The following is an 11635-nucleotide window of genomic DNA, read 5'->3' on the forward strand; positions in this document are numbered from 1 at the left end:
TGCGGGCAAGTCCACCCTGCTCGGCCGGCTGCACGCCGAACTCAAGAGCTCCGGGATGCTGGTGGCCGCCGGGCGCTGTCCGGAGTCCGGGGGTGCGCCACCGGCCTGGGCCTGGACGGAGGCGCTGCGGGGCCTGGCCGAGCAGAGCCCGCTGTCGCCGGTCCACGCCCGGCTGCTGGCCCCGCTGCTGGACGGCGAACCGGCGGGCACGCCCGCCGGCCCGGCGTCCAGCTCACCCCCGAACGCCCTGCCCCACGGCACCTCGCCCCACGGCACCTCGCCCCACGGCACCCCGCCCCACGGTGCCGGGCCGCAGGCCGATGCGCTGGTCGGCCGGTTCCGGCTGCACCGGGCCGTCGAGGACTGGCTGCGGCAGGCCGCCGCGGCCCGGCCGGTGGCCCTGGTCCTCGACGACCTGCACGCGGCCGACCGGGAGACCCGCGCCCTGCTGACCGCGCTGGCCGGCGCGCAACTGCCCGGCCTGCTGCTGGTGGTGGCGCACCGCCCCGGCGAGGGGGAGCTCACCGACACGCTCGCCGCGCTGGCCCGCCGCTCGCCGTACCGGCTGCCGCTGGGCGGACTGGCCGAGGAGGAGGCGGGCCGGCTGATCGGGTCGGTCTGCGAGGAGGAGGTCGACCCGACTACCGTTCGGGCGCTCGCCGAGCGCACCGGGGGCAACCCGTTCTATCTTCTGGAGAGCGCCCAACTGCTCGCCGGGGAGGGTGCGTTGGTGGCCGTCCAGGAGGTTCCGCAGGGGGTCAGGGACGTGCTGCGGCGGCGGTTCTCCCGGCTGCCCGGGACCACCGTGGAGGTACTGCGGCTGGCCGCCGTGGTCGGCCGGGAGGCCGAGGTCGACCTGCTGCTCGCCGCCTCCGGGCACGGCGAGGAACGGCTGCTGGATGCCCTGGAGGCCGCCCTGGTCGGCGGCCTGCTCACCGAACCCCGGCCGGGCGCGGTCCGGTTCACCCATGCGCTGGTCCGGGACACCCTGTACGCCGACCTCAGTTCGCTGCGCCGGACCCGGCTGCACGGCCGGGTCGCCGAGGCGCTGCGCGACCTGCACCCGGACCGACTGGCCGCGCTGGCCCACCACTACGCGCGGGCGGCCTCCGCCGCCACCGCCGAGCTCGCCGTCGACCACTGCGTGCGGGCCGCCGAGGCGGCCGAGCGCCGGTACGCGCACGAGAGCTGCGCGGCGCTGCTCCAGCAGGCCCTGGACGCCCTCGCGCTGGCGCCCGAGTGCGGTGACGACCGGGCGGCCCGGCGGATCGCCCTGCTCGGGGCGCTGCTGCGGGCCCAGTTGCGGGCCGGGGAGATCGCCGCCGCGCTGGCCACCCGGGCCGCGGCGGTCGGGCTGGCCCGCGAGAGCGGCCGCGAGGACCTGGTGATCGAGGCGTGGACCGCCTGGACCGAGCCGACGCCGTGGGTCGCGCACCCGTACGGTTCGGTGGACCACGCGGCGGTCGACGCGCTGACCGCGCTGCTGCGCCGCACCGATCTGCCCCCGGTCACCCGGTGCCGCCTGCTGGACGCGCTCACCTACGAACTCGACTGCACCGGCACGAGCGAGGGCCGGGCGGCCGGCGCCGAGGCGGTCGCGCTGGCCCGCGCGGTGGGCGACCCGCGGCTGCTGGCCCGCGCGCTGGCTGCCCAGGCCCGGGTGCACGACTACGAGCACGACCTGCTGCTGCGCTCCGAGATCGCCACCGAACTCTCCTCGCTGGCGCAGGAGTTCGACCTTCCCGCGTACCGCTGGCACGCCGAGCACCTGCACGCCACCGCGGCCGCCGTCCAGGGTGACCTGCCGGCCCTGCGCGCGCACATCGACACCGGGCTGCGGATCGCCGAGGCGTACGGCCTGCCCGAGCTGATCGACGTCGGGCTCTGCCAGCAGGCGATGCTGGCGCTGGCCGCGGACCGGCCCGACGAGGCCCGCACGCTCTACCGCCGCGCGGTGGACGGCCTGCGGGCGCGCGGCTCGCTGCACGCCGACGGCGTCGACGCGGTCCACCGTCTGACCCTGGCGATCGGCGGCGGGCGGCTGCGCGAGGAGCTTCCGCTGGTCCGGTCGGCCGCCGCGCTGTACGGGCCGCTGGTGGACGACGTGCTGGCCCTCGCGCTGGCCCAGGACGGCCGGATCGAGGAGGCCAGGGCGGCCCGCAGCCCGGGCCGGCCGATCGCGCCGGACTACTACCGGTCGTTCTTCCTGGTCCTGCGGGCCATGGCGGTGATCGCCCTGGACGAGCGGGCCGAGGCGGCCGAACTGCTGGTCGAACTCGGTGAGGTGGACCGTCTGGTGGCCGGCGCCGCCAGCACCTCGGTCGCGCTCTGGCCGGTCGCCCACACCCGCGGCGAGCTCGCCCGCCACCTGGGCCGGTACGCCGAGGCCGCCGCGCACTTCCGGCACGCCGCCGAGGTCGCCCGCCGCTGGGAGTCCGCGCACTGGGAGGCCGATGCGCTCCGGGCTCTGGCGCAACTCCCGCCGGGGCCCTAGTCTCGGCCGCGGGCCGGTGTGTCTCCCCGCCCGCAGCGGCTCCGGCCCGCACCCGGCCCGGCGGCCCGCCGCCCGGGCGGCGCAGCGGGCGGTGCGCGGGGTCGCCTCCAAGTGCCGTCCCAAGTCGTCTCCAAGCGCGGGCGGTCAGGCTGGGCGGGACTTCTGCACCGGACCAGCCGAAAGGCCCGTTCATGTCCTCCCTCCTCGGCCGCCTCGGCGGCGCCGCGGCCGCCAGACCCTGGTACACCGTGCTCGGCTGGGCGCTGCTGCTGGCCGCGCTCCTCGGGCTGGCCGCCGGCTTCGGCGGCACCCCGCGCGACGACTACCGGGTGCCCGGCACCCGGTCCACCGCCGGCCTCGACCTGCTGCACGAGCGGTTCCCCGAGATGTCCGGCGCCAGCGCCCGGGTCGTCGTCCACGACCGGGCCGGGCACCGCGTCCCCGACCAGGCGCTCGCGGAGCTGCGCACCCGGATCGGCACGGTCCGCGGCGCGGGTCCGGTCGCCGAGCCGGTCTTCTCGGCCGACGGCTCAACCGCCCTGCTGGCCGTCAACTACCTGATACCGGTGACCTCGTTCAAGGGCTCCGAGGGCCTGGACGACCTGCGCGCCGCCGCCCGTCCGACCCAGGACGCGGGCCTGCAGGTCGAGTTCGGCGGCCAGCTGCCGGAGAACTTCACCGCGCCGGACGGCACCGCCGAGACCATCGGCATCGTGGCCGCGCTGGTCGTCCTGGTGCTCTCGCTGGGCACCGTGGTGTCGGCGGGCCTGCCGCTTGTGGTCGCGCTGGCCGGGCTGGGTGCGGGCACCGCGCTGACCACCCTGCTCGCCGCGGTCACCGACATCAGCCCGACCGCGCCGACCGTGGCCAGCATGGTCGGCCTGGGCGTCGGCATCGACTACGCGCTGCTGCTGGTCAGCCGGCACGTCGAGGGACTGCGCAAGGGCCTGGACCGGCGGCAGGCGGCGGCCGAGGCCACCGCGACGGCCGGCTCCTCCGTGGTGGTGGCCGGCTCCACCGTGCTGGTCTCGCTGTTCGGCCTCAAGCTGGCCGGACTGCCCACCTACTCCTCCTTCGGCTACGCCACCTTCCTGGTGGTCGGGGCCGTGATGCTGGCCTCGCTGACCCTGGTGCCCGCGCTGTGCTCGCTGGCCGGTCCGCGGCTGCTGCGCCGCTCCGAGCGCCGTACCGACGGCCCGGTGAAGCCCAAGGGACCGACCCGCACCGAGCGGTGGGCCGCCCTGATCGGCCGCCGTCCGGTCGCCGCGGCGCTGGCCTCGCTGGTGGTCCTGCTGGCGCTGGCCGCGCCGATGCTCGGGATGCGGACCTGGCCGCAGGACGCCGGCAGCCAGGCGGCCGGCAACACCACCCGCAAGGCGTACGACCTGGTGGCCGAGGCGTACGGCCCGGGTGCCAACGGTCCGCTGCTGGTCGCGGTCGACCTGCAGCGGGTGCCCGCCACCGAACTCCCCGCCCTGACCGCCCGGCTGGCCGCCGACCCGGGGGTGGCCGCGGTCGCGCCGCCGCTGGTGAACCGGGCCCAGGACGCGGCCGTCGTCTCGGTCCAGCCCAGGACAGGCCCGCAGGACGAGCGCACCGCGCAGCTGCTGTCCCGGATGCGCGCCGACCTGCTGCCGGCCTCCGGTGCCGAGGTGACCGGGGTGGTCGCGTCCTTCTCGGACATCTCGAAGCGGCTCTCGGACCGGCTCTGGGTGGTGGTGCCGTTCGTGGTCGCGCTCTCGCTGATCCTGCTGACGGTGCTGTTCCGGGCACCGGTGATCGCGGTCAAGGCGGCGGCGATGAACCTGCTGTCGGTGGCCGCCGCGTACGGCGTGATGACGGCGGTCTTCCAGTCCGACGCGGGCGCGAAGGCGCTCGGGCTGCCGCACTCGGTGCCGGTGTCCAGCTGGGTGCCGATCCTGATGTTCACCGTGCTGTTCGGCCTGTCGATGGACTACGAGGTCTTCCTGCTGGCCCGGGTCCGTGAGGAGTGGCTGGCCACCGGGGACGCGCGCGGCAGCGTGCTGCGCGGCCTGGCGGCCACCGGACGGGTGATCAGCAGCGCGGCGGCCATCATGGTCGCGGTCTTCACCGGCTTCGCGATCGACCCCGACATCACCGTCAAGATGATGGGCGTCGGGATGGCCGTGGCGGTCCTGATCGACGCCACCGTGGTCCGGCTGGTGCTGGTCCCGGCCACCATGACCCTGCTGGGCCGCCTCAACTGGTGGATCCCGGGCTGGCTCGACCGGCTGCTGCCCGAGCTGCGGATCGAGCACGGCGGCGACCCGGTGATGGCCCCCGGCCCGGGAGCCGCGGCCGAACCGGAGCGTGTCCCGGTCTGACCCGCGCCCCAGCCGTCCCGGCCCCGTCCGCTCCCGCGGGCGGGGCCGCGCCGTTCCCGCCCGCTCCTCCCCGCCGGGCGGCACCGAGGGGCGCGCGGAACCGCGCGGGTCGGAAGGCTGCCAGGGGTTCGCCGGCCGCCGAGCCCGTCCGGCTCCCGGCTTCAAACCGCAGGCGGGTGCCGTGCCTCTTTCGGACGCCCCCTGGCTTCTGTACCTACTGGTATGTACAGTGATCCCATGACCACCCAGGACCGCCTGATCGAGAGCACCCAGGAACTCCTCTGGGATCGCGGCTACGTCGGCACCAGCCCCAAGGCCATCCAGCAGCAGGCCGGGGTCGGCCAGGGCAGCATGTACCACCACTTCGACGGCAAGCCCGACCTCGCCGCCGCCGCCCTACGCCGCAGCGCCGAGCAGCTGCGCACCCTCGCGGAGCAGCAGCTCGGCGGCCCCGGCACACCGCTCCAGAGGATCGCCGCCTACCTCGGCCGCGAACGCGAGGTGCTGCGCGGCTGCCGGATCGGCCGGATGGCCCAGGACCCCGAGGTGATCGCCGACCCCCGGCTGCGCGCCCCGGTCGAGGAGACCCTGGCCTGGCTGCGCGGCCGGATCGCCGAGGTGGTCGCCGAAGGCCAGGCGGCCGGCGAGCTGCCCGCCGGGCCGGACCCCGCCGACACCGCGGCCGCCCTGGTCGCCGTCGTCCAGGGCGGCTACGTGCTGGCCCGCGCCGCGGGCTCGCCGGAGCCCTTCCACCGGGCCGTCCGCGGCGCCCTCGCCCTGCTCCGCACCCCCTGACCCCCGTCACCCCACCGGAGGCCGTCCGTGCAGGCCATGCAGTACGAGATCACCCTCCCCGCCGGCCACGACATGCGGACGATCCACCGCCGGGTCGCCGACAAGGGCCACCTGACCGACCACCTGCCCGGCCTCGCCCTCAAGGCGTACCTGGTCCGCGAGCGCGGCACCGACGGCTCCCCGGTCAACCAGTACGCACCGCTCTACCTCTGGCACCGGGCCGACGCCATGGACGCCTTCCTGCGCGGCCCGGGATTCCGCACCCTGAGCGAGGACTTCGGCCGTCCGCCGGTCCGCCACTGGCTGGGGCACATCCTGCGGCCCGGCCCGGCGGTGGCACTCCGGCCGCGGACCGCCACCCGGGTCCTCACCCCGCTGCCCGAGGACGCCGACCCGGCCGAGGTCCTCGCCGACGCCCTCGCCCGCCCGGCCGCCGCCGACGGCGACGGGAGCGGCCTGCACTCGACGGCCCTCGCCCTCGATCCGTACGGCTGGGAGCTGCTGCGGTTCAGCCTCTGGTGCGACGACCGGTACGGCGGCCCGCCCGCCGCCCCCGCGGCCACGGTCACCCGCTACCGGGTGCTCCACCTGTCCGCCCCCGAACTCCCCGCCCCCGAACTCCCGACCCGCTGAAGGAGATCCGTGCAGCCCGCCGACCTCACCCCGGCCGTCATCGACCGCGCCGCCGGCCACCGGGTGCTCGACGCCCTGATGGACGAGGCCACCCAGCTGGCCACCCTGCCCGCCCTGGACGGGCTCGCGCCGGGCTTCCCCGACTGGATCGTCACCAGCCTGTTCGGCGGCACCTACCAGCGCGAAGGCCTGGAGCCGAGGGACCGCCAGCTGCTCACCCTGGCCGCCCTCGCGGCCCTCGGCGGCGTCGAACCGCAGCTGGCCGGCCACCTCCGCAGCAGCCTGCGGATCGGACTGACGCCGCAGCAGATCACCGAGTCCTTCGTCCACCTCGCGCCGTACATCGGGGTCCCCAAGGCACTGGCCGCGCTGCGCGCCACCGCGTCCGTCCTGGACGCGGCGTGACCCCGGCCGGCGCCGCCGGGGCCGCCCGTACTGCCGGTGCTGCCGGGCCCGCCGAGGTGGTGCACACCGTCCTCGGCCCGGTGGACCCGGCCGGGCTCGGTCTCTGCGACGCCCACGACCACCTGTTCCTGCGCAGCGAGCAGCTCCCGGGCCAGGAACTCGACGACCCGGCCGCCGCCGAGGCCGAGCTGCGGGCCTTCGCCGCCCTCGGCGGCGGCGCCCTGGTCCAGTGGACGCCGTACGGGATGGGCCGGCGGATCCCGGACCTGATCGCGCTCTCCCGCGCCACCGGTGTCCACCTGGTCGCCGCCACCGGACTGCACCAGGCCGCCCACTACCCGCCCGGGCGGCTGCGCGGACTCGACCTGGCCGCGCTGTTCACCGCCGAGCTCACCGGCCCCGCCGGACCGAGCGGCCCGGGCGGACCGGGCCGGGCCGGGCTGATCAAGGTGGCCGGCGGCTACCACGGCCTGGACGCGCACGCCCGCCGGACGCTGACCGCCGCCGCCGAGGCGCACCGTGCGACCGGGGCGCCGATCGCCGTCCACCACGAACTCGGCACGGCCGCCGGCGACGTCCTCGACCTGCTCTGCGACCGGCTCGGCGTCCCGCCGCGGCGGGTGCTGCTGGGCCACCTCAACCGGTTCCCCGACCTGCGGATGCAGCGGGAGGCCGCCGCCTCGGGCGCGTACCTGGTGCTGGACGGCCCGTCCCGGGCCCACCACGCCACCGATCACCACCTGCTGGACACCCTGGTGGCGCTCACCGAGGCCGGCCACGGCGGTCAGCTGCTGCTCGGCGGCGACACCACCACCGCGGCCGCCCGCGGCAACCCCGGCCCGGCGTACCTGCTGAGCGGTCTGCGTCCCCGGCTGGTCAGGGCGCTCGGCGAGCGGGCCGCCGACGGCATCCTGCGGGCCAACCCGGCCCGGGCCTTCGCCTGGTGAACCGCCCGGTGTGACCTGGGCATGCCCACAGGGGCCCGGCGCGCCACGGCCGACAGGCGCATCCTGGTACCAGGGCCCTGCGCGGTGGCCCGGTCCCGGGCCGGGCGGAGGGCGTGGAGCGTTTCCGGGAGACGATCATGAACAACAGAGCCCCCGCAGGCGTGGTCGCCGGTGTGGACGGTTCGGCCTCCGCCGCCGCGGCCGCCGAATGGGCCGCCCAGGAGGCCGATCGCCGGGGTTGTGCGCTGCACCTGGTGCACGCGGTGAACACCGGCACCGTCACCCTCTCGCCGCGGACCGGGGCCGCCGTGACCGATCTGATCCTGCGCGACGCCCAGGATCTGCTGGACGACTCGCTCGGCAAGCTCAAGGCCGCTCACCCGGAACTGCGTCTCACCGGCGACGTGGTGCCCAGGGAGGCCGCCGAGGCCCTGCTGACCGCCGCCGAGCACGCGGAGCTCGCGGTGGTCGGCACCCGGGGCCACGGCGGCTTCGCCGCGCTGCTGCTCGGCTCGGTCAGCCTGCGGGTGGCCGCGCACTCCCGCTGCCCGGTGGTGGTGGTGCGCGGTGCGTCGGACGCGGGCAGCCATGTGCTGGTCGCCGTCCGTGACGAGCGGGACGCCGCCACCCTGCGGTTCGCGCTGCGGGCCGCGGCCACGCGGCGGCTGCCGGTCGAGGCCCTGCACACCTGGTCGCCGGTGGTCGCGGAGGCCGGGCAGATGGCGATGGCCGACGAGGCGGGGGAGGAGGAGCGGCTGCACGCCCAACTGCTGCAGCACACCATCGAACCCGTCCTCGAGGACTTCCCCGAGGTGCGGGTGGACGCCCGCCAGCTGACCGGCGCGACCGTCGAGACCCTGGTCGAGGCCTCCCGGCAGGCCGCCCTGCTGGTGGTCTCCCGGCACGAGCCCGCCCCGCGCTTCGGTCTGCGCCTCGGCACCTCGCTGCACGCCGTGCTGCACCACGCGCACTGCCCGGTCGCGGTGGTGCCGGTGTGAGGACGCCGACGGGCCCGGCGGGGAGGTCTCCCCGCCGGGCCCGTCGTGGTGACCCGCTACGACCGGCCGGTCAGACCGTGGCCGCCTCGGCGGCCGGCCGGGCGGCCGGGGCCGGGACCAGCAGCCGCTCGGCCAGGTGCCCGAAGAGCATGCCGAAACCGCTCCACAACGTCACCTGGATCGCCAGCGCGGACAGCCGGAACTGCCAGAGCAGCGAGGCCGGGAAGTCCTCCGGCACCTCGTCCACGGTCGGCAGCACCGCGTACGCGATGCCGACCGCCGCCACGAACGCGACGACGGCGACCGCCGTGGCGTTCCAGTTGCCGAGGGCCGGTGCCAGCCGCCGGCCCAGGATGGTCGCGCCGATCGCGAGCAGCACGGACAGCGCGATCATCAGGAAGTACAGCGTGGTGCGCTTGCCGATGGTGTCCGGCTCGCCCACCGACGGCGGGTTGGCCGGGTACTTGAGGAACGGCACCAGGTAGACGACGGCCAGGCCGGCCGCCGACAGCAGGGCCGCCGTGGCCCGCGGGCCGAAGCGGCCGATCCGGCCGAGCGCGAAGCAGAACGCGAGGCCGGCGATGCCGCCGAAGGCGAGCCCGTACAGCAGGATGCCGGTGGCCAGGCCGAGCGTGGACTGCATGCTGCGGCTGACCAGTTCGACCTCGCCGGCGTCGTGCGAGTGGGCGTGCGCCTCCTCGAAGCCGATCGCGGCGTCGACGTGCGGCTCACCGAGCAGGTAGGCCACGACCAGGGCGAGCACACCGGCCGCGAGGCCCGCGAGCATGCCCCGGACGAGCAGGGATCTGACGGATACGGAGTTCATGAGCGTCGGTTCCCCTTGGGATCAGTGGCAGGGGAAGCCGAGCAGGTGACGGCCGTCGTGGACCCACTCGTGCACGTTCTCACCGGAGATGAGCGCGGTGGCGCCCTGCTCGGCGCCGACGAAGTAGATGACGATCAGCATGAGGATGCCGAAGAACGCCGCCCAGGGGGCGATCGCCTTCAGCGAGATGGGGGCAATCGCCGGAGCGGCGGCGGGGGCGATGGGGTGAGCCATGACCGGACCTCCTGGGGGAACTCGCGTCCCGTTCGTTGGAGCAGTGGACGACGGAGTCGGGTCTGACTTTCCGGCACCTGACGGGAGGTCGGGTACCGGGTACACAGTGGCGCGACCGTGCCGGGTTCCCACCGGCTTCCGTCACACCGTCGTCAATTGTCGAGGTGACGGTACCGTGGGGCGGCGGCCCGGCCAAGGGCTGCGGCAGGGGCACGCGGCGCACCGGGCGGCGTGCGGGGCGCCCGTCGAACGGTGCGTGTACGTGCCAGGCTTGCCGCCGGGCGGGGAGGACAGTGGGATGACGGTACGGGTGACGCTGATCTCACCGGCCGCCTCGGCCGGACTGCGGGAGGCCAGGTTCGGCTCGGACACCGCTCTGACGGACTCCGGCCGCCGGGCCGCCGAAGGCGCCGCCGGGCTGCTGCCCGGCGCCGAGCAGGTGTTCGCCGGCCCGTCCCGCCGCTGCGCGCAGACGGCCGCCGCGCTCGGACTGGCGTCGGTGGCCGGCCCCGGCCCGGCGGACCTGGACACCGGCGGCTGGCGCGGCCGGACCCTCGACGACCTGGCCGCCGCCGACCCCGCCGCACTGGCCGGCTGGCTGGCCGACCCGGCGGCCGCCCCGCACGGCGGCGAGAGCGTCCTCGGCCTGGTCGCCCGGGTCGGCGCCTGGCTGGAGGCCCGCAGCGGCCGGGTGCTGGCCGTGGTGGAACCGGCCGTGGTCCGGGCCGCCGTCGTCCACGCGCTCGCGTTGCCGCCCCAGGCCTTCTGGCGCCTTGACGTCGAACCGCTCACCCTCACCCGCCTCACGGGCGGCGGCGGCCGCTGGAACCTGTCCTGCGGCGAACGGCTGACGCGGCGCCCGGCCGACTGAGCCGCCGTCCGGAGGTCCGGCGGCCCGGAGGTCGAGGGGCGCGCGCGTGATCGCCATGCTGGCCTCGGACGACGGCGCCTTCATCACCGGCACCGAGCTGCGGATCGACGGCGGCACCCACGCCTGACGCTCGCGTGCCGACCGCGCCGGCCCGGGCCCCGGCTCGGACAGCAGCCGGGCCGGGGCGGGCGGGCCGATCGGGTGAAGGCGTCCGGTCCGCCGGTCCGCCTCCCGTGGGCCCCGGCGGGCCGGGCCGATGATGTTCCCGACTGATGATCATTCAGTGGTGCGGGAGGGCGGGCCCATGCGGGAACGAGCGGTTCAGCTCGGGCGGATCGCCTTCGGCGTGCTGGCGGCGGTGGCGCTGTGCGTCCAGGGCCAGCACGCGGTGAGCCAGGGCTCCCCGCTCACCGACTTCTTCAGCTACTTCACCATCCTGAGCAACATCGCCGGTCTGCTGGTGCTGGTGGCCGGGGGGGTGCTCGCGCTGCGCGGCAGCCCGGGGATCCCGGACGCGGTCCGCGGCGCGATCGTGCTCTACATGACGATCACCGGCCTGGTGTACGCCCTCCTGCTGTCCGGCTACAGCCTCGGGCTGCTGCTGCCCTGGGTCGACGACATCGTCCACCGGGTGATGCCCGTGGTGTACCTCGCCGACTGGCTGCTGATGCCGCCGGCCCGGCGGATCGACCGCACCACCGTCCTGAAGTGGCTGGTCTTCCCGCTGGTGTACCTGGCGTACACGCTGGCCCGGGGGCCGCTGGTGCACTGGTACCCGTACCCGTTCCTCGACCCGCACCTGCCCGGCGGGTACGGACGGGTGGCCGGCGCCTGCACCCTGATGCTCGGTCTGTTCGTGCTGGTGGCCGCCGTGCTGGCCTGGCTCGGCAACCGGCTCGGCAGCCGCCGCCGGGACCGGCCGCCGCCCCGGCACGCCAGGTCCGCGCCCGGGCGCGCCACCGACCCGACCTGACGCCCGCGCCCGCCGCCGGGACGCCGTCCGCCACCTTGCACCGGACCGAGGGAGCAGCACGCAGCGATGGGCCTGACGAGTCACAAGGTACTGGCGGCCGCCGTCGTCCTCGCG

11 protein-coding genes and 1 pseudogene are annotated in these 11635 nt (G+C 76.1%); 10 read left to right on the forward strand and 2 right to left on the reverse strand.

Features of this window, described 5'->3' with window-relative positions; translation table 11 throughout:
* From AA75_RS29220 to AA75_RS29250, 7 genes are all read left to right on the forward strand, one after another.
* The coding region (locus AA75_RS29220; protein ID WP_035981350.1) for an AAA family ATPase at positions 1–2494 on the forward strand (2494 nt) is incomplete at its 5' end.
* A 191-nt stretch (positions 2495–2685) separates the two neighbouring features.
* A complete protein-coding gene (locus AA75_RS29225; RefSeq protein WP_051813667.1) occupies positions 2686–4839 on the forward strand; it encodes an MMPL family transporter in 2154 nt (717 codons plus the stop codon).
* 222 nt (positions 4840–5061) lie between these two features.
* Positions 5062–5634, forward strand: coding sequence for a TetR/AcrR family transcriptional regulator (locus AA75_RS29230; RefSeq protein WP_199520437.1), 573 nt, complete (start codon positions 5062–5064; stop codon positions 5632–5634).
* Between the two features lie 27 nt (positions 5635–5661).
* A complete protein-coding gene (locus tag AA75_RS29235; RefSeq protein WP_033823291.1) occupies positions 5662–6267 on the forward strand; it encodes a DUF4865 family protein in 606 nt (201 codons plus the stop codon).
* A 9-nt stretch (positions 6268–6276) separates the two neighbouring features.
* A complete protein-coding gene (locus AA75_RS29240) occupies positions 6277–6672 on the forward strand; it encodes a carboxymuconolactone decarboxylase family protein (protein ID WP_033823292.1) in 396 nt (131 codons plus the stop codon).
* Positions 6673–6728: 56 nt separating this feature from the next.
* Positions 6729–7619: a phosphotriesterase gene (locus AA75_RS29245; RefSeq protein ID WP_033823319.1), complete on the forward strand. Its 891-nt coding sequence runs from the start codon at positions 6729–6731 to the stop codon at positions 7617–7619.
* Positions 7620–7756: 137 nt separating this feature from the next.
* Positions 7757–8617 carry a universal stress protein gene (locus tag AA75_RS29250; RefSeq protein WP_033823320.1) on the forward strand — a complete coding sequence of 287 codons (861 nt, stop codon included), beginning with the start codon at positions 7757–7759 and terminating at the stop codon, positions 8615–8617.
* Positions 8618–8687: 70 nt separating this feature from the next.
* On the opposite strand, the gene AA75_RS29255 is transcribed toward AA75_RS29250, so the two are convergent.
* Positions 8688–9443: a CbtA family protein gene (locus AA75_RS29255; RefSeq protein WP_033823293.1), complete on the reverse strand. Its 756-nt coding sequence runs from the start codon at positions 9441–9443 to the stop codon at positions 8688–8690.
* A 21-nt stretch (positions 9444–9464) separates the two neighbouring features.
* Complete coding sequence (locus AA75_RS29260) at positions 9465–9677, reverse strand: CbtB-domain containing protein (protein ID WP_033823294.1); 213 nt, start codon at positions 9675–9677, stop codon at positions 9465–9467.
* 298 nt (positions 9678–9975) lie between these two features.
* On the opposite strand from AA75_RS29260, the gene AA75_RS29265 reads away from it, so the two are divergent.
* The 3 genes and pseudogenes from AA75_RS29265 (at position 9976) to AA75_RS29270 (ending at position 11521) form a co-directional block, all read left to right on the forward strand.
* Positions 9976–10548 carry a histidine phosphatase family protein gene (locus AA75_RS29265; protein ID WP_033823295.1) on the forward strand — a complete coding sequence of 191 codons (573 nt, stop codon included), beginning with the start codon at positions 9976–9978 and terminating at the stop codon, positions 10546–10548.
* Between the two features lie 40 nt (positions 10549–10588).
* Positions 10589–10675 (forward strand): annotated as a pseudogene (locus tag AA75_RS52530) (short-chain dehydrogenase); the annotation flags it as partial.
* A 177-nt stretch (positions 10676–10852) separates the two neighbouring features.
* Positions 10853–11521 carry a Pr6Pr family membrane protein gene (locus tag AA75_RS29270; protein ID WP_051813670.1) on the forward strand — a complete coding sequence of 223 codons (669 nt, stop codon included), beginning with the start codon at positions 10853–10855 and terminating at the stop codon, positions 11519–11521.
* Positions 11522–11635: the final 114 nt, after the last annotated feature.

The sequence above is a fragment of the Kitasatospora sp. MBT63 genome, assembly GCF_000710465.2.
Classification (GTDB): Bacteria; Actinomycetota; Actinomycetes; order Streptomycetales; family Streptomycetaceae; genus Kitasatospora.